We start from the raw sequence: 17562 nt of genomic DNA on the forward strand, positions 1-17562 counted from the left end.
GCTTAAACCTCCTTAGACAAAAAAGCATCAATCTGCTTCTTTGCTTCTGTTTTTGTAATTGGTTGATCTTTGATATAAAAAAGAGCACCTTCAAGGATTTCAGGCTTTACGCCAAACAATTCCTTGCTGTGCTCTTTCAAGGCTTCAAATGAAAATGCTGCTTCTTTAGGAATAACCGGTGCAGCTTTTTCTTCTTTCACCGGCTCGCTTTTATTCTTGGCCACTTTTTATCACCCCATCTGAAAAATTTATGTCGTCTAGGCTTGGTTGCTCGTCTCGGTTGTACCAATAGGCACTATCCCATGTGAGGACAATCGTTGCCACACCTTGATCACCACTCCTAGTTTCCGCTCTCTTAATGCGGACATAATCATCAAGCGGTTCACCTTCTTCACTGACCATCTGAATGATATTCCGATCCGCTGATAAGGCATCTACAATCGATTCAGCTGCATCATGAGCCTGTCCAGAATCTTTGTGAAACACTTTAATATGCAGCGTGTATGTTTTGAGGAACGTTGAAACAGTATCGTTTCTTGTATTGACCCATGCTGCTGGAAAGTACATGGATGGGACCTGAAATTGTTCAGGAATTTTCTTTTCGTAAACCTTCACCGGAAACTGCTTGTAACAATAATTCATGATGGCGCCGACTTCTTGATTCATCTAATCACCGCCCAAATTTTTCATCGATCCATTGCTGCAGCTTGCGATCTAGTGATTGTTCAAACATCTGCCCGAAGATGCTTAGAGCATTATCCCAATAGCCGCTGCCCTCAACCCACTGGAACTTTAGAAGCATTCCTGTTTCAGCGTTTGGATCGTATTCAAAACGATCACCAACCCATCTGCCAGGAACCCATCGTCTGTCCTGATTTTTACTAGGATCAATCGTAAAGTGTCCATCGTTTGTGTAAGATGCATATTCCAATTTGGTCCCTACATCTAGGGTGAGACCGCCACTGCTCATCGAAAAGACGTTTTCTTGGTCTCCTTTTTGGAATGAGTTAAGCAAACGCCGAGCATCTACTGTTTTTGTACGAATGACCTCATCCTGAACAATATCTAGGAACTCATAGCCCATTCCTTCAAGCCATTCTTCATATTCTGCTTGCAAGCCGCCATTCACCGCAGCATTCAAGTCCTCAATAAACTGATCTAAACCATCAATCCTCAAAGGCTTTCACTCCTCATCGCTACCACCTCAATGTGGTGATTTTTGATCTGTCTGGGCTTTTGGAGTTTCAATGTCACGCCTTCCCATACCACTTTGTCATTTAGACGAACATCAGCAGTAATAGGAAAATGAACAAGGTACGATTGATGAATGGTTGCGTTTGGCTCCTGCTGTGTGATGGATTGGTTTTTCTCCGTAAAATAACATGGCTGCGCAACTTGATCAGGCTCATCAGGATATGAAAAGAGCGGCTGCGCATCTTGGACAGGTATTCCATAGCGATCTTTTGACAGCTGCTCTGTTTGCAAGTGATATATATCGCATCGATCCGTTAATAACGATTGATAGCTCATAGCGATCTCAACCTCATTCTTACACTTGCCGGATCTTCCGGTGGATCAATTGGCTCAATGAAATCTATCAACAGGTTATACACATCTGGCTTTGTAACGGCGTTCCCGTCTGCCAGTGTGTAAGAGTAGTCGCCAATCTTTTCTGACTTATACCCTTTGATGATTGATTCATCACCGTTGATCAACGCGAAGAACTGCGCCATTTTAATCAATGCGATCTTCGCCTTTTCAGGAAGTGGCTGATATTTTTCACTTGTGAAATCATGACCTACGATCTTAAATACCTCAGCTTCAGCTTCGATGATGTCACTTTCCAATAGTTCATCCGAGCGGTTTTTCACGCTCTCGAATACGGTATACGCCCTAACATCTTCAGGAGAGATCAGCATCAGCCTTACTCTCCTGTTTTTTCTTGTTGCTGTTGATGCTCAAGGATGAAGGCAATTCTTTCACTCTTATCTTTGAGCTGAGTCGGATCGCCGCCAAGATCAATAACAATGGCTTCTTGTTCAGTTTTGTTCATGCCCTTCAGTTCTGTTTCAGTGTAAATTTTTACTTCTGATGCCGGTTCTTCTTCCTCTTTCACCGGCTCATCCGTTTTTGGATCATCAGCAGGAGCTTTTACTTCCTTACAAGCAAAAAACTCATTGCCATCGAGATATTGAAATACCTTTTTCTCAATCTCTTTCTCCTGATTTAAATGAAAGACATGCCCCATCACAGAGTATGTCTTTCCTTTGATCAAAGCCGCTGTATACATGTTTATCACTCCTTGACCTTAATGATCTTAGCAACAGCATCCTCTTCCTCAAATTTGCTGTCCAGCTTCGCAGTCAACACAATGATGAATTTACGATTACGGATGTCTTTATCAACCTCAATACGGATATTACGAGAGAAGCCCAAGATGATGTTTTTTGGATGAGTCAATAAAATGTCTGAAACATCTGTGCCGTCCGCATCATACGGTTGCATATTTGCAATTCCTTTGACTGGAACACCGAATGCAGAAGAAAGCCCACCTTGTACTGCTGCATCTCCTAAATTTGTTTGACGATCCGCTACTTTGTCTTTCCATTCGACCTCTTGCCCTGGGGAAGAATAGAAACGGAACTCTTGTGGGACTCGCAAATATTTTGGTGGAACAGCTTTGTATCCTTGTTTGAATACTTGGCGTGTAAGTGGTTCACCAGCAACATCTACGATATGAGATGTCGCTTGCTTGCGGATACCATCAAGCTGCGCAAGGTAAGTATCAGATGACGATGTATCACCATTTAAGATCAATTCTTCAATATCTACTGCAGCTCGTTCAGCCAGCATTTGCATGATGGTGTTTTGCAAAGCATCACCCTCGATGTTGTTTTCAAGTGTGTCATAAGTAATATTCACTTCTGCGATGACTTCTTTTGCATTAAGCTCCACAGTGCTTGTTGTTGGTGCAACTCGATCACTTGCTGGAACTGCTTTTCCTTCCACACCAGGACGCAGAATGCGCTGACCAAAACCGATTTTTTCGATTTTTTGTGCATCGCTATCCATCGGAATGACACGTGCATCTTGCAGCAATGTTGGTGCATTTTGCACCATACGAATAAATGTGCTAGATTGGGTTGGATTCATTAGACCGCCTGTTTTTAACGTCCCAAGCGTCACTTCCGCTTTGTTAATTACCTCTTGATTTCTCACGTTAGTTCCTCCTTTTCTCGGCTTAAAGCAAGCCGCCCCATACCGTTTCAGATTTTTGTACGTCTTGTTGTTGTTGATCTCCTACTCCATTACCTTGCGGACGTGCCTTTTCCAGTGCTTCGACTCTTTCAACAACTGGAGTCAATGCCTTTTCTACAGCTGCGGCCATTTCTTTTGCAACAGCTTCATCTGGTTGATTTTCTTGCGGATCAGTTTGCTGCTCGCCTTCTCCTTTTTCAAGGTCTTCAAGTCGTTTTACAACCGGTGCAATTGTTTCCTCTAACATCTTTTGCAGATCTTCTTTTTTCACTTCTTCGTTCTCCTCCTTCTCTTCCGCTTGACTTAACAGATTGTCGATAGCGGCTCTTGCATTTTTTAGCTCATTCAGGTTAGCAGCTGAAAACTTTCGGCCAGCTTTTGCGACTTCTTCAGGTGGGTCAGTTTGGATCCCCGCTAAGTCATCAGTAAGTAGAATCTCTTGTGTGATTTCCACAAAGTCTTCCAGTGCTGCTCTTACTTTTTCCGGATCAGTTTCTAAACCATCATCCTCGTAAGAATCCCATTTATACAAAACGGAATTCAGTGCATCTTGTGCCGCCCAAAACTCACGACGCATGCGACCTTTGTCGTATCGGTTCTTTACTTCTCCTTTAAGAAAGAAGTTTTTGAGCAAAGAAAAAAGCCCCTTCTCATCAGAAGCTGGCTTGTGATCCTCTTGTTTTCCTATATCCGCTGTTCCGGCCATTGAGTATCCGGTGATCTCACCCTTTTGAATCTGTTCCCAGATTTCATCAGATGCCTTTGTCACAAGGACCCACGATCCTTTCTTGATAACATCATCGCCCATTTCAAAGTCAGACAGAGCAATGTACGATTCAACAACTTCCCCGACACCGCCTTGGAAATCATGCTGCTTGTCGATCTCACGTGCATCCTTCAGGAACCCATGAGCGGCTTTTTCGATCTCTTCTGGTGTCATGTAATCTCCATGTGCATCTTCCACATGCGGCTCATATACAATTCCATATACAAGACGCTGCGCATCATCAGCTTTGGCAATGACCTTGATTTCTTTCTCAAAGTCATTTTCTTTTTCTGATTTCATAAAAAAGAACTGCTTTTGATTAGCAGCCTTGTCCACGTATGAAACGTGTGTGATTTTTGCATTAATCAATTCGCGTGGCAATTCATTCACCTCCTTTCATAGTATTTCTAATTGTAGGGAGATAACCTCACTTGCATCTAAAAACTTAATAGCTTGTGATTCAGATATTTGATCATAATTTGATAATATAGAAAACAATTCATGTAAATGAATAAGTGAATCTCTTGTTTTCAAGTCAATAATTCCATATTCAAATAGATCATCAGCTAAATCACGCGAATCGTGATAAGAAACATCAACATTGTGCTTCTCACATAAATCAACTAACCTACTTGTGACGTATCGATACGCTAACACGACGGGGAATCTCGGACCTTTTAAATTAATTTGTTTTCTTATTACATCGAAATCATCTTTCGCTGCTTCTAGGTTTTCCATTTCCAATTCTACGTTTGATGGAACTGAACTAATTGTAAACTCGTTCAGTTTTTTATCAATTAATTCAAGTTCAAAATCTTTGTACTTTATCTTTGCTATGTTTTTAATAAGTTCAGTAATTGGTGTCTTCAATATTAGGATCGCAACAAAAATAAATATTGGCCAAATGATCGTGTTAATAATTGATGAAATGAATTCTAAAACATTCATGTATTCCCCTCACTCCCAAAGTAATGAGGATATTATACTATTTCATTCCATGTTTTGTAAGACTCTTCTTCTAATCTCTTCTTTTTCCTCAGCTGACAAACCAAGAATAACAGGATCGACCACAGGCCCAACCGCACAATGACAATTTACTCGCTCTTTTGGTGTGAGCTGTGTATCTCTCGGAAACATGCACCGCTCTCCGCTACCTGGTATCTCAAATTCATCATCAAGCGGGATGATCGTGCCGTCCAGCTGCACATGACTTTCTCTGGACTGATTCTTTTTCCCGCCGCTATGCTTCCACTTCTTCCCCGTTACAGCTGGAGATTGCACATATGACTCATGTTGAGCGACAGAAGACGCGGTCAACACCTCTGTAATGGCTGTTATACGTGCACGTTTGCGACTGAATTCAGGTAGGCCCTTCAGCTCCAATTCAATTTCTTGGATAGAGCGGCCTTCTTTTATTCCTTCCTTCAGCGTTTGCTCAATGGCCATATGAGTATTCAGCTTCATCAGCTGCGCCAACTCCTGCGACCACGATTCAATCCACTGTTCAGTTTTCTCAGAAAGCACCTTGAATGGAATATCTGCATCGATGGAATGCATGATCTTCTCAGCCAGTTGTGTGACGGTAAGAGTCAGAAAGACAGCAGTTTCTTTTCCGAACAGCTCCGCAAATTCATCTGAAGTGAATAGATCATTATTAAAAAACGCTAGAATTGATTCTAACGTCTCCGAATCGTCCTTGGATATAAAACCATTCAGAGCATTTAAAAACGTCCTGCGTTGCAATCTGAGAAGTTTTGCGGTGGTTTTCTCGTACTCTTCCACCAAAGAGGGAACGTCCTTCAGTTCAGGGAAATCAGCTACAGCTGCTTCTAGTTCTTTAACCTCATCCGATTCCGCTTTTTGCACAAAGGTATTGATGTTTTTTATCAGCTGATCAATCTTGCTCATTTGCTGATCTCCTCTAGTTCATCCCTAACATCTTTTAAGAGATGGACCAGTTCTTCCTGAGAACCTGCTGACTTTTGAAGAACCGTATCAAGCAAGCTAGTTGATGCCTTTGGCTTCGCCTCAATTGGTCGGTGATATTCTTCCTCTGGCCATTCTTCTAATGTTTTCCCAAGAATACGGCCAGCCAGATCACGCAGGTCATTCGGTGAAACCGCTCCTGCTTGAATAAACGGTGTAAGAACCTTTGCAATTTCGAGCGGATCACGAAAATCAGGACCATTTAATATGAGTCGCACATGCCAGAGATCAAGATCAGGAAGAAAGAGTGTATTGAGCTTGCCAGTGATGATCATTCTTTCCGGCTGAAATACCTGTTCTTCAGTTGTTTTACGAGCGGTGTCAGCTGTCGCCTTGTTATAGTCCTGTGATTCGCCTGTGTAGATTGGCGGAAGACGGAATGAGGAACGTATCTTGTTTCTCGTCTTCTCATCATATTCAAGGAACAGCGCATCCTCCTGGAGAATCTCGGCCAGTGATTTTATATCCACCTTTACATTAGCCGGCTCTTCATCGTTCGATATTTCATCCTTCTTTGGAATCCCTTCAACTTCAAGTAACAGGAACTTATGTGCATTGTCTGATCCCTCAATGCCGTTCATGTATTCCTGTAACTGTTCGTACGAGGATTCAGACAACATGCCATTTTCCACTGTGATGGCGGCCGGCACATGACGACCTTGTTTAAAGTACAGATAGTTCAGTTCTTCAGCTTTGCGCGCTCCATACATATTGACGATGTTACCAATCCAACGAGGAACACCATATGTACCGCTGCCAATCTTGAAGTGGATGACTTCTGTTGCTTGAAGCGGTTCTGGTGTAGCATCATCGTACTTGCCTGTTTCACAATTTAATATGCGCGGATCACCATACTCCTTGAAAAAGACTTTCTTCTCATTGATGACCTGCACATACTTCCTGAATCTCTTCTTCCGCTTCAATGATTTCACTTGTCCACTTTCTGTGTATCGGAATTCGACATCAACAGAATCACTCAGCTTACAAACTCGTAAGTATTGTGCATCTAGGTACTCAATGCCTGCAGGCTTCCCTGTACCTTCTCGAAGCACTTCGACAAATCCATTACCTGTTTTCTCTCGGTCTTCTATCACATAACCAAGGACCACTTCGGCTGACTCATCGTAGTTCATATATCTGGCGAACTCTTCAAGTTGGGTCCATTCTTTCTCAGCTGCCTTTTTCTTTTCCTCTGATGCATTCTCAGCATTAAAGTCGAAAGTGTATTCAACTCCCAAGCCGAAACCTAGAATGTTGGTTTTATACGCATCGATGCATTGTTGAAGAATGGTAGAATACTCGGCCATTTGTTTGAGCTCTTTGATATTGTATGGCGGCTCGATCACATCATCAGCATCGTAATTAAATCCATCATCATAAATCTGCTTAGTGGTTTCAGACACATTGGCCTTCATCACTGTTGCTCTGACAGTTTTCATCAGCGTGACCTCCTTTCTCTGTTCGGGCGTGTCCGCTCTTTTGGTTTCTCTTTCAGGTCGGTTACCTCATAATCATCTAGCGCATACCAGATGGCTGAAAAAGTATGAGGATCAATCTGAAACTCGTCCTCTATGATATTGCCGCGCTTGTCTGTCTTGTACGTGAGCGGCTGAAGCTCATAGATCGTGTTTTTGCATGAGTCGGAACAAATGATTTTCTTAAACCGCTTGATCTTCTTGGTGTACTGCAAGCGTGATCCTTGGAACTTATGAGCGGCCACCATGTTGTATCCCATCTTCCTGAAGTATGCGATGGTTTTCGGTTCAGCTGCATCCGCTTTGATCAGCTCTTTTGTTTTTGTAAATTCGATGAGCTCTTGTACAGTTTCATCATCGGTTGTGCCCTTTTGATAATACTCCCAATAGATATATAGATATTTCTTCTCGTGATCGACGGCCAGTCGAATCAAAGCGTTATAAGACTCTACGAAACCAAAGTCCATGCCCGCTCTAAGCAAAGGACGATTAATATTTGATATGGCCAACATCACATCTTCATGTGGCTGCACCTCGAATTGAGGAAGAACACGAATTCCGTTAATGCCAAAATGACCTTTTCGGGCTATTCGATAAAGGTCGGGATCGTATTCCTTTAGTTCATCCAGCTGCTTGATATAGCTCACAGGTAGAAATAGGTTATCTTCGGCCGTCGAGTGGTGATAGTACGTATCATTGATAGCGATCGTTCGTTCTTTGTATAACCTTTCATCATCCAGGATGAAACGGTTGTTTTGATCGTCCTTAAAGAAATGTCTGTACGTCCAATTATCCTGCCCGACAGGGTTCGTTGATAGTATCATGTGCAAATCCAAAGTCGGGTGACGCAAACGACCAAGCAGCTCCTTGAATCCCTCATACTTAACCTCGGAACATTCCTCAATCCAAATGATCGAGATATTGTTGATCGACTTCAGCTTGGCTGGCATGTCCAAGCCTTTGAAAATGATCCGGCTGCCATTGTGAAATTTAAGCATGAGCGGTGATGTCCGGCACTGAATGACATGATCAAGCCCAAGATCATTCACGATCTCTTCAAATAAAGAAAACGTTGAATCCCTGTGTGTGTCATAGACTTCACGAATCACAAGGGCTGTCCTCTTTTCATCCAGTAACTTTAAGATGAGTTTCAAGGCAATGTGATAGCTCTTAGATGATCCATAACCGCCCACTAGGAACTGAAACTTCTGATCCCAGTCAAAAAGAAAGTCCTCAAAATGTGGATTGACTTCTTTCTCCATCATTTGAACCATCAGTCATCACCTTTATTCTTCCGCTTAATTGTTATTTGTACAGAATCATCGACAGGTCGAGCGGTGATCCGCTCCAGCTCTGCTTCTCGTGTTCTATTAGCGAGATCGAGACCACGCAGCCTCAATTCATATTCAGACATAGTTTTCATTATGTCGACTTTCTGCCTAATGGCTTTATCACGTTGTGCGGTCACACGTGTCAGAGCGTCTTCTATGCTCAATATCTTCTCCAGCAGCGGTGAGTCTGTCTCCTCGATCTGGACCACTGCTAGACGTTCATTAGTTATCGGAACAGCTTTAATCAGACCATTTTTATCTGGAGCCTGAACAACATCTTTCATTTTCCGCATTTGCTGCAAGACTGTCCGCTGCTTATCAGTCAATCCATTCTCGTATTTAGTGATCAAGCGCATCATTCTTGTTTCACGAACGCTCAACAATCGTATTGATAGATCAATTTGGTACAAAGGATCAGTCTCAACTTCAGTAAAAAGCTTCTGTTCCTTTTCATCCATGTACTCAAACATGATCGTTTCATATTCACCGGTCTTGAATGAATTCTTGTTCCCTTTAGGAGCTGCACCACCCCTATTGCCTTTAGCATTTTGGTTGCCAGGTGGCGCTTTACCTCCTTTATTACCTCTGGCGTTCTTACTCCCTTTCGGAGCACCAGGACGTTTAGTAACGTTACCATTGGATTTCCCTTTTGGTTTAGTAACGTTACCATTCAATTTCTCATCCCAAGAGTCTTGGTTCTTCCATTTTCGGATAAGCGTTTGGGAACACTCTAATTCTTCAGCAATGTCTTTCAGTAAGCGGGTTCCATTGCTTGCCTTCCACAATTGGAATGCCTGATCTCTTTTAGGATTTCTCGGTCTAGCCATTACATATCACCCACCTCCGAGCTGCTGAATTAAGTTTGAGTTTGTTTTCAAATATCGTCATGCTTCTGAAGATCGATGTCGAGTTCTATGAGCTTTTTCAAATCTTCTACTGATGATAATTTGATGTTACCTTCTTTAAAATCTCTCACCCATTGAGAGATGCAAGCCTGTGCAATTTTGCGGTAGTTCTCTTTTGATTTATCTATACCTTCAGCCTGTTCAGCTTGAAGGATCATAAGCATTTCCATCTTTTCTTCGTCAGAAAGGGAACGTGTGTTTGTATTTTCTATTGTCATTCTCCCTGTCCTCCATTACAATAGTGGATGAGAGCGTGATATTTCCTACAAACGCGGCCGCGTCTTGATCACGCTCTTAGGCAGGGAGTTTCTTTGCCTTTGAAAGGGAGGGTGTTGTCAGCACCCTCTTTTTTTATGAATAAGTTTACTGACTTCTATCCAAATTAATCCCGAACACAATAAAAAGGAGAGTTTTAAATGGAAGTCAAATATTTATCAGACAATCTAGAATTTAAAACACTTGAGGTTTCAGATCTACCCTCTTCATCTAAAAATGGTGGTGCCATAGAGACACATCCGACTGATATCTCAACAGAAGAAGAAACTTCTGCTAAAAAGGTTTGGAAATACCCATTTGTCACTATAAGTGGAGTTCCAGAAGTGAAAGTAGAGACTCGTTATAGACGCGTTAGTGTACCTGGTGACGGGCACATCGATGTTCCATATCCAGTTACCTGTACTAGGAAAGGGAAACATTGGTTAGAAGCGAAAGTTTTCTATCCCTCAGACTTAGCTGAAGATGCTATAAAAATTGTTGAAAAGTGTGCTGAACAAGCAGCTATTAAAGCCGCTGCTGTTGTTGTAGTTGGTTGCTTGGACCCAACTCTATTACCCCCAGCAATTCCATCAGCTAAGGTTATATTTATAAAAGAGTTTAAAAGCTGTTTAGCTGAAGAAACTTTTAAATTAGTCGATTATGATATTACCTATGAGCATGAATCTGGAGATTGGTCCTGCTAAATAAAGGGGGTCGCCCCCTTTATTTTAAAACCATTGCAAATATATCTGTTCCGCGATCCGTTTCATCATCACTGGAGGCACACTCATGCCGCAGACATACTGCACTGAAGCATCCATAAAGTCATAATCCAGTGGGAAAGATTGCATCAGAATAATATCCCTTTCAGAGATATAATAAGGTTCATCGTATCTAATAAAGACAGAACCGCTTGCTAGTGTTGGCGGAACTAAACTGTTTTTAACTAGAACTGTATTGAAATTCCGCTCTTTACCTTCTGTTCGTTTAGTGATATCCCCAATGTTGCCATCGGACGGCCGCCGCTTAATCCATCTTTTATACGTTTTACTAGATTCATTCAGCCTTGATCCATGACCACTTCTAAACTCTCCATATGTGATCGGCGATTCATTAAAAGCCAATTTCAATGGTGGTAAGTTCAGGTCCTTTCTGCGGCCAATGAAAAAGACCCGCTCTCTTCTCTGCGGGACTCCCATTGTGGCAGCGTTCAGCAAGAACAGCTGGACGTCATACCCTATTTCTTTTGCACGCTCTATGACAAGTTTCACATACCCTTTAGCTTTTCCTTTGATCATGCCGCTTACGTTCTCAGCTACAAAGGTTTTCGGCTTCAATCGCTCTACAGCATCCAGGTAATGAAAGAACAGATCGTCTAGTTTTTGGACAGCTTGTCCCTCTCTGAACGCCTTTTCTTTTCCCCAATCTTCTTCCCTTTTACCTGCAGTTGAAAATACGCTGCATGGTGGCGATCCATCGAACACATCAAGATTCTTTAGTTCTTCAGGAATATCTGAGAGCGGGATCTGGTTAAACTCTCGAATGTCCATGAGATAAGGATATTTCGGTTTGTGATTCTTTTTATAAATTTTCATCATCTGCGGATCGATCTCACAGTTTCCCAGCAATTCAAACCCTGATAATTTGTAGCCCATTGATGAGCCACCACCGCATGAGAATGTACTGAATACTCTCAGGCCATTGGAAGGGACGTTTTTAAGATCACTCAATTTCCATCTGTAGTTCACGCTGTCACCTACTCATTGAAAGAGAATCCGCACTTAGGACATGTATGCTCAAATTGATCATCTCCATATTCATCAAGATCGATCTCATGACTCTCAGATACTGCTCCACCTTGACCTGTATGTTCCAAATCATTCAGAACATCCTCTAATTCTGCGTCACTGAATCCAGTTAGGCTTAGATCATATCCTGATCCCTCTAAATCCTTCAGCAGTTCAGTAAGTTTATACTCATCCCATTCACCGTCTATCTTATTCAATGCGATATTCAGTGCTTTTTCATCTTGTTCATTAAGTGATACGACGGATACAGTAATATCACTTGGATTTTCCTCCATCAATACTTTGAAACGTTGATGACCTCCTACGAGATGGCCAGTCCGTTCATTCCAGATGAGCGGATCAACGTATCCAAACTTTTCTATAGATTGTTTTAGTGAATCGTACTCGGGATCTCCTGGTTGTAGATCAATTCGGGGGTTATATGGTGATGGGTTAATTTTATGTACGGGAATTGTTTTGATATTCAATGTTGTTTCCTCCTATCAAACAAATGATGCCGCCCTAGAGGCGGCATCAGCTGCTTATTTGATGTAAAATTCGCTAGTGTAGAATGTTCCAAGGGTTGCCACATGATTGCCCTTTTTGTCGTAGCGTTCTACGTCCACTCTGAATCGATAAGTGCCTTTCTTGTTACCGAATGATTCTTTGATGTCAAATTGATCATAAAGTTTTTCACCTGGGTTAAGCGGGTTCGGGGAATTTGTTTTAATTGTCTCCCACTTGCCATTAACCTTTCTTTGTGGAATAAGGTTGGGACCAGCACTAAAGTCGTTGTGGTTTTGTACCGCAATTTTTACAACCTTATCCTCTCCGATTTTGTGATTTGCTTTTGTTGGATTTGCAGATACGCCAAATCCTGATGCCATGCTCATCATCTCCCTTTTTATATCTTTGCGCTCCTATCCCTCACCAAAGCACCTGCAGCCATACACCCAAAAGACGACTGTTCCCAAAATTTATCGTTTTCTCCGGATACGGCCGCCTTGTCGTTGGTACGTTTCGCGTCTCGTTCCCATGATTTCTTCCCAATCCCTATTCGTAATGGGATCAGCATCGTTCCCCTTCTTTCTAATAGAACCAGGAGCAATGCTTTTAAATTGCTTTAATGTCTCTTTAGAAACAGAATCCCTGATCTTCATTTCACTCGCTCCTTGCCGAATAAGCACCACCTTACGCTATTCGCTTAAATAGATTTTGATAGTTTTTGAATGATGACTACACTCCGAGAGGATGCCAAGTACAGTCAATCATCTAATAAAATGAAAAACTGTCCTCGATACGGCCGCCGCAGACCAGCTGCTATCCAGGCTCAGAATGTCCCTCTCGTATGGCCACATTCCTCAACACCTTTGTTCCGTATCCAGATACGCCATTGATAAGGGAAAGGCGCGTCTCCCAATAAAAAAGCGGACACCAATCAAGGCACTTAGAGTGCTCAATGATCAGCGTCCGCAGGTTCTTCCTTCTGGACAAAATATTCACGTTCGTTTTGCTTGTCTCTATCATACGATGATCCACTTAGGAAAAAAGGTCCCCTTTTTATCCCCCTTTTTGTCGGCTTTTTATCGGTTTTTTATCGGCAATGTAAATAAAAAACAGCACTCATATGATTCCGAGTGCTGTCGAAAGGTTAAACGTCGCTTGCTTCTTCAATTTATAATATCGGTCTTTCTTCAGACCCAGTTCTTCACACACCTCCAAATCCTTTACCACACGTGATGTCAGGTATTTCATACGGATGATGTCTTGCTCTATTTCGTCTAGGCTATTTTCTAGCGCTCTTTCTATCTGCCGGACCTTCAGTTCATTTAAAACTTCCTGATTTCTAAGAGAAGGAAAAAGGCCTGTTGCACCGTTTGCCTCCTGTTCCTTTCTGTTTTCTTCCTTCACCTTTAGGGCTCTATAAACCTTCAGCTCCTTGATCAAAGCATTCCGGACTTGTTTTTCATCGATCCCTGGCAGTAAACACAATTGTTCTGCTCCCATTTCCTCAACCTCCTATAAACAATGAAAGACATAGACCAGGGCAATTTTGCACCGATCTATGTCGTTTGATTTATTCTTCTATTTGCTGAAAAGCTAATTCAATCTTTTCAAGAATCCCTTTTTCGATTTCAGTTAGGTTATGGCCGTGCATTTTTGTGTGTAGAATGTTGTCCTTGATAGCATCAAGTTCTGATCTATCAAAATTAATAAATTCCTCATCGCTAAATAAGATGATGTCGTCTTCTCTAAGCAATAGGTGATCAGCCAAATCCTCAGCAGTGGTAATAGATGCTTCTTCTATAATGGACAAAACGAATTCTCTAACCATTAAATTTGAGATTTTCATTTCCGCACCTCGAAAGCTGGCGTGTAGATATGGCCTTTAACGCCTGTCCAATTTTTATATTTATAGATGGTCATCTTGATCCGGTGCGTGCCGGATGTATGATTGACTGTGTAAAATTCCTTTGCTGGCGTGGCGGTCTTGAACGATCCAACGAGACTAAACCGTTGATCTTTCCAAGTGCCTCCTACTCGTTTTTGCAAAGTGAAGCGGTAATAGACCGTTTCACTTCCTGTTTTACGTGCTGTCACGTCGATTGATTTAGCTCTCGGCGTGTAAGAATTGGCGTCAGTTGATACGCTGATTGTGTGTCCGGCCACTGTTTTATATCCGCTCGTTACTGCCGCAGTAGACGGCGCACAAAGCACCGCAGCTACAATGATAGATAGTGTGATTAGTAGTTTTTTCATTTGTTATACTCCTTTTTCTTGTAGTTTGTATAATTTGTTAGCTTCTCTTGCACCGGCACGCATAAACGCTTCTTTTAAAACATTTTCGTTTACAGCAAGCTCTTGGCGCTTCGCTCTTTTGACATACCGATAATCAACAAAAACACCGATATGACTTGGTATCTCATCTTTTACCTTTTCGTAAAGGTCCTTTGTTAGCACATAATAGTTGTAATGACCGACAAAACTTTTTTTGGCGCTAGATCGAAAATCCGAAAGAGATACTTTGATTTCAAATGCTCTCCATATGCCTTTCGTGTCAAAAGTCAGATAGTCAATTCGCTCATATCCCGCTCGACCATACTCATAGCCGATGGTCACTTCAAAACATCCATACATACTTTGATTTTCTTGAGTTTTGGCATGTATCTGCCTCTCTAATTTCAGTGTGAGGGCTGACTTTGCCATCATTTACTCTCCCTTTTCAATTCGCCAATTTTAGAATATATAGCAGCCATCACTATGCCTGTTTTAGTGATTTCAGGATCATTAGCAATTAACTTGTTTTGATTTAACCTTGCTAATTGCTGTCTGGTGATAAGTTGCAAATTATCTAGTTCTATATTGAGCTTGTTCCCGTCTAAAAATATTAAACAGTGGCCACTTGGGATTGGTCCGTTTTCTTCTTCCCAAAGCACTTTATGTTTATGTTTCCATCGCTTTTGCCAAGGACCATCATCTGACACTTTGATCAATATATATCCGTCTCGATCCACTCTTTCAAAACCTACAGGCTTGTAATTTAAAGGCTTGTGTCCTGGCTTGAAAGATGTTTTATTCCCGCCAACATTATAAATGCCTTTTGTGCCTTTATTGAGCGGTACATGCCCTTTAGGGAAATAACCGTTTAAGCCGCTAGAGATTTTACGATTATTCTTCCATGTCTTCACTTGTTGCTTAGTAACATTTAAACCAAATTTCTGATTGATCAAATCTGCTAGTTCTTGATTGAGTAAACCTGCAGCATGTGAACGGATGAAGGATTCTTGTTCTTCATTGAATAACCTCACCTTTATCCCTCCAGCATTTTCGGTTTCTCAAGATCTTTTGATTTGTACTCTGTATGAAACTTTTGCGCCTGTAATACTAATGCTCCATTAGAAATTATGCGATTGGCCACATCAGTAACAGCTTTGGAACGTTCAATTTCTTCTTGAAGTTCCTCACCTTTTAAGTCTTCGTCACTCAACCGCTCCAGCTGCGCAAATAAATGGTTATTTAAGTCCCCTAATGTATTTCTCATCTTCATTCCCCTTCCGATTCCGTTTTCAATTCAAATCCCAGCCCTATAGCTAAGTTATAAACAGTTTTTGCATGTTCGGCATAGTTGGCAGGGGAATCATGTTTTAATTCCCAATCATTTGAATAATTCTGCTTTGCTTCTCGATATAATGACAAAAACATGTCATAATGCCTCTGCAATGTTCTTTCTTTCTGCTGTTTATATTCCTGAATATTTTGCACTAAACAATCGATGACATAATCCTGAGAAACGACCATTTCATAATCAATTCCAGGACACTTAGATGCACAAATGCCTTCGCTGTTTCGCATGATCACTTCGCCGGACGATAGAGTTATTTGAAATGCTTTATTTTTGGTCATCGTGCTTCCTCCTTTAGGTCTGCGTATTTTGCTATATGCCCGCACTGATTAACCCAAGTATGAACACTCCCATGAAATCCGTCTTCGTTATGCTGGGTGAGTTGAGGAACACCCATTTCGCATCCACATGTCGGGCATTCCCAAAGCACATTCATTTTTTTGAATCCGACCAAGCAACCATTCGAATCACGATCGGGAATAGTTATTTTTTTGGTGTTCATTTCAGTTGGCCCCTTTTCAATTTAGTTTAATGAGAATGATGGAACTGCTTGAAATTCAATTTTTTTACGTTGTCTGGACCAACCGTTTATAAACGGTTTTGAATCCCTGTAAAGACCCTCAAACATTTCTTTGAGAAAATCTCTATGAAACTGCCATATCATTACATCTTCATTCAACAATTTTGAAGGATCGTTAAGTTCCCATAAACCCCAATCATCCCATGCAACGCTTTCTAACCAGCTTGCTAGGGCATAATCTGATTCAAAGACGAAGAAAAGACCGCCATCAATTGAGTATAGTAAAAACAATTCATAGTACCTGTTAAATTCCGTAATATATTCTGGTAGCCTACCTTTTATAAATTCAACCGCTTCCCTAAGCGTTTCAAATTCCTTTAACACATGTTTACTCATACCGTGTTTCCTCCTAAGCCGCTAGGCTGTTTAATTTCCTAGTAATCCAGCGATCGTTATAATCGCTATGATAGCCAGCAGCGTGAATATGACAGGCCCGTTCGATTCATGCTTCTCCATCAATAATCCCTCTGCAAATCTTGTATATCTCCTTGATAAAAAGTCTGTTGCTTAATGACTTCAAAAATAATTGGCCGTTCTCCTAAGTGAGTACAAGAGCCGTACATATTAATTAATGCGTTTCGCATTTCGTCCTCACTAGGATAGTGATCCCATCCTCCCAAAAGTCGTATGCCTTGTACGTTTAAATAGAAAATGCTTCTCAGTTTCATAATGATCTCCCTCTCTTTTTTCACTCTGCTCGCTTGGCCTGTTCATTAAATCGGCGCAGCAGCTCATCTTTAATTGTTTCAGCTTTTGTTCTTTGTCCTTTGATGTAAGGGCTATTGATGCGATCACCAGATAGCACCGCATCCCCTATTCGTCGTTTGATGTCATCCAGAGCCATCCAAAGCCCTTCATATGACATGTTTTCAGATGGTTTAAACTCCATATGATCCTCCCTCAGAACAGTGTCAGCTGTTCCTGATGTTGTTCTTTTTGCTTTATTAAAAAATGCCTGGCTTCAAATGCTCCATAGTGTGAGCCAGGACTATCAAATTTTGATACATAATAATGAGCGGCACCGAGAGGAAAGAGAAAGTATTCTACACCCTTTTCTAGCGGTGTAAACTTATCAGTGAGACATATTCCCTTCAAG

The 17562-nt window shown here is 41.6% G+C and carries 29 protein-coding genes; 1 reads left to right on the forward strand and 28 read right to left on the reverse strand.

Features of this window, described 5'->3' with window-relative positions; genetic code table 11:
* Positions 1–2: 2 nt before the first annotated feature.
* Genes LCD34_RS05285 through LCD34_RS05350 form a run of 14 tightly spaced genes read right to left on the reverse strand, consistent with a single transcriptional unit; the run spans position 3 to position 9939 of the window.
* Entirely contained in the window at positions 3–200 is a 198-nt protein-coding gene (locus LCD34_RS05285) for a hypothetical protein (protein WP_165379370.1), read from the reverse strand.
* Positions 201–210: 10 nt separating this feature from the next.
* Positions 211–666 (reverse strand): DUF6838 family protein, encoded by a 456-nt coding sequence (locus LCD34_RS05290; RefSeq protein WP_224558619.1) that lies wholly within the window; start codon positions 664–666, stop codon positions 211–213.
* A gap of 4 nt (positions 667–670) precedes the next feature.
* Positions 671–1177: an HK97 gp10 family phage protein gene (locus LCD34_RS05295; protein WP_224558620.1), complete on the reverse strand. Its 507-nt coding sequence runs from the start codon at positions 1175–1177 to the stop codon at positions 671–673.
* Positions 1174–1530 carry a DUF3599 family protein gene (locus LCD34_RS05300; RefSeq protein WP_224558621.1) on the reverse strand — a complete coding sequence of 119 codons (357 nt, stop codon included), beginning with the start codon at positions 1528–1530 and terminating at the stop codon, positions 1174–1176. The genes LCD34_RS05295 and LCD34_RS05300 overlap by 4 nt, the downstream gene beginning before the upstream one ends.
* Positions 1527–1919 (reverse strand): DUF3199 family protein, encoded by a 393-nt coding sequence (locus LCD34_RS05305; protein WP_224558622.1) that lies wholly within the window; start codon positions 1917–1919, stop codon positions 1527–1529. Before LCD34_RS05305 ends, LCD34_RS05300 begins: the two co-directional genes overlap by 4 nt.
* A gap of 5 nt (positions 1920–1924) precedes the next feature.
* On the reverse strand, positions 1925–2290 hold the full coding sequence (locus LCD34_RS05310; protein ID WP_224558623.1) for a YqbF domain-containing protein: 366 nt from the start codon (positions 2288–2290) through the stop codon (positions 1925–1927).
* 5 nt (positions 2291–2295) lie between these two features.
* The gene (locus LCD34_RS05315; RefSeq protein ID WP_216889094.1) at positions 2296–3219 is read right to left on the reverse strand and encodes a phage major capsid protein; all 924 of its coding nucleotides are present in this window, start codon (positions 3217–3219) and stop codon (positions 2296–2298) included.
* Positions 3220–3241: 22 nt separating this feature from the next.
* A complete protein-coding gene (locus LCD34_RS05320; RefSeq protein WP_224558624.1) occupies positions 3242–4405 on the reverse strand; it encodes an XkdF-like putative serine protease domain-containing protein in 1164 nt (387 codons plus the stop codon).
* Between the two features lie 15 nt (positions 4406–4420).
* Positions 4421–4972 carry a hypothetical protein gene (locus LCD34_RS05325; protein WP_224558625.1) on the reverse strand — a complete coding sequence of 184 codons (552 nt, stop codon included), beginning with the start codon at positions 4970–4972 and terminating at the stop codon, positions 4421–4423.
* A 42-nt stretch (positions 4973–5014) separates the two neighbouring features.
* Complete coding sequence (locus LCD34_RS05330) at positions 5015–5932, reverse strand: phage minor head protein (protein WP_224558626.1); 918 nt, start codon at positions 5930–5932, stop codon at positions 5015–5017.
* Entirely contained in the window at positions 5929–7449 is a 1521-nt protein-coding gene (locus tag LCD34_RS05335; protein WP_224558627.1) for a phage portal protein, read from the reverse strand. The genes LCD34_RS05330 and LCD34_RS05335 overlap by 4 nt, the downstream gene beginning before the upstream one ends.
* The gene (locus LCD34_RS05340; RefSeq protein ID WP_224559361.1) at positions 7449–8747 is read right to left on the reverse strand and encodes a PBSX family phage terminase large subunit; all 1299 of its coding nucleotides are present in this window, start codon (positions 8745–8747) and stop codon (positions 7449–7451) included. Before LCD34_RS05340 ends, LCD34_RS05335 begins: the two co-directional genes overlap by 1 nt.
* A gap of 11 nt (positions 8748–8758) precedes the next feature.
* Positions 8759–9643: a phage terminase small subunit gene (gene terS / locus LCD34_RS05345; RefSeq protein ID WP_224558628.1), complete on the reverse strand. Its 885-nt coding sequence runs from the start codon at positions 9641–9643 to the stop codon at positions 8759–8761.
* 47 nt (positions 9644–9690) lie between these two features.
* Positions 9691–9939, reverse strand: coding sequence for a hypothetical protein (locus LCD34_RS05350; RefSeq protein ID WP_224558629.1), 249 nt, complete (start codon positions 9937–9939; stop codon positions 9691–9693).
* Between the two features lie 198 nt (positions 9940–10137).
* Between LCD34_RS05350 and LCD34_RS05355 the strand changes: the two genes are divergently transcribed.
* Complete coding sequence (locus tag LCD34_RS05355) at positions 10138–10680, forward strand: hypothetical protein (RefSeq protein ID WP_224558630.1); 543 nt, start codon at positions 10138–10140, stop codon at positions 10678–10680.
* A 24-nt stretch (positions 10681–10704) separates the two neighbouring features.
* Here the strand turns inward: LCD34_RS05355 and LCD34_RS05360 are convergent, their stop codons facing one another.
* The 14 genes from LCD34_RS05360 to LCD34_RS05425 form a co-directional block, all read right to left on the reverse strand.
* Positions 10705–11673 (reverse strand): DNA cytosine methyltransferase, encoded by a 969-nt coding sequence (locus LCD34_RS05360; protein ID WP_263490756.1) that lies wholly within the window; start codon positions 11671–11673, stop codon positions 10705–10707.
* Between the two features lie 59 nt (positions 11674–11732).
* Positions 11733–12251, reverse strand: coding sequence for a ParB N-terminal domain-containing protein (locus tag LCD34_RS05365; RefSeq protein ID WP_224558632.1), 519 nt, complete (start codon positions 12249–12251; stop codon positions 11733–11735).
* A gap of 54 nt (positions 12252–12305) precedes the next feature.
* Positions 12306–12650 carry a structural protein gene (locus tag LCD34_RS05370; protein ID WP_224558633.1) on the reverse strand — a complete coding sequence of 115 codons (345 nt, stop codon included), beginning with the start codon at positions 12648–12650 and terminating at the stop codon, positions 12306–12308.
* Between the two features lie 90 nt (positions 12651–12740).
* Complete coding sequence (locus LCD34_RS05375; protein ID WP_224558634.1) at positions 12741–12923, reverse strand: hypothetical protein; 183 nt, start codon at positions 12921–12923, stop codon at positions 12741–12743.
* Positions 12924–13386: 463 nt separating this feature from the next.
* Positions 13387–13770 (reverse strand): ArpU family phage packaging/lysis transcriptional regulator, encoded by a 384-nt coding sequence (locus tag LCD34_RS05380; protein WP_148960592.1) that lies wholly within the window; start codon positions 13768–13770, stop codon positions 13387–13389.
* Positions 13771–13840: 70 nt separating this feature from the next.
* Positions 13841–14116, reverse strand: a complete 276-nt coding sequence (locus LCD34_RS05385; protein ID WP_224558635.1) for a hypothetical protein — start codon at positions 14114–14116, stop codon at positions 13841–13843.
* Positions 14113–14523, reverse strand: coding sequence for a hypothetical protein (locus tag LCD34_RS05390; protein WP_224558636.1), 411 nt, complete (start codon positions 14521–14523; stop codon positions 14113–14115). Before LCD34_RS05390 ends, LCD34_RS05385 begins: the two co-directional genes overlap by 4 nt.
* A gap of 3 nt (positions 14524–14526) precedes the next feature.
* Entirely contained in the window at positions 14527–14970 is a 444-nt protein-coding gene (locus LCD34_RS05395; RefSeq protein WP_008360825.1) for a hypothetical protein, read from the reverse strand.
* The gene (locus LCD34_RS19630) at positions 14970–15572 is read right to left on the reverse strand and encodes an HNH endonuclease signature motif containing protein (RefSeq protein ID WP_008360823.1); all 603 of its coding nucleotides are present in this window, start codon (positions 15570–15572) and stop codon (positions 14970–14972) included. The genes LCD34_RS05395 and LCD34_RS19630 overlap by 1 nt, the downstream gene beginning before the upstream one ends.
* Positions 15573–15574: 2 nt before the next feature.
* On the reverse strand, positions 15575–15805 hold the full coding sequence (locus tag LCD34_RS05405; RefSeq protein ID WP_008360821.1) for a hypothetical protein: 231 nt from the start codon (positions 15803–15805) through the stop codon (positions 15575–15577).
* A gap of 2 nt (positions 15806–15807) precedes the next feature.
* Positions 15808–16167 (reverse strand): hypothetical protein, encoded by a 360-nt coding sequence (locus LCD34_RS05410; RefSeq protein WP_008360819.1) that lies wholly within the window; start codon positions 16165–16167, stop codon positions 15808–15810.
* 242 nt (positions 16168–16409) lie between these two features.
* The gene (locus tag LCD34_RS05415; protein WP_008360815.1) at positions 16410–16802 is read right to left on the reverse strand and encodes a hypothetical protein; all 393 of its coding nucleotides are present in this window, start codon (positions 16800–16802) and stop codon (positions 16410–16412) included.
* Positions 16803–16921: 119 nt separating this feature from the next.
* A complete protein-coding gene (locus LCD34_RS05420) occupies positions 16922–17134 on the reverse strand; it encodes a hypothetical protein (RefSeq protein ID WP_008360812.1) in 213 nt (70 codons plus the stop codon).
* Between the two features lie 20 nt (positions 17135–17154).
* Positions 17155–17355 (reverse strand): DUF6877 family protein, encoded by a 201-nt coding sequence (locus LCD34_RS05425; RefSeq protein ID WP_008360810.1) that lies wholly within the window; start codon positions 17353–17355, stop codon positions 17155–17157.
* Positions 17356–17562: the final 207 nt, after the last annotated feature.

This window comes from Bacillus sp. RAR_M1_44, from assembly GCF_020165935.1.
GTDB lineage: Bacteria > Bacillota > Bacilli > Bacillales > Bacillaceae > Bacillus > Bacillus altitudinis.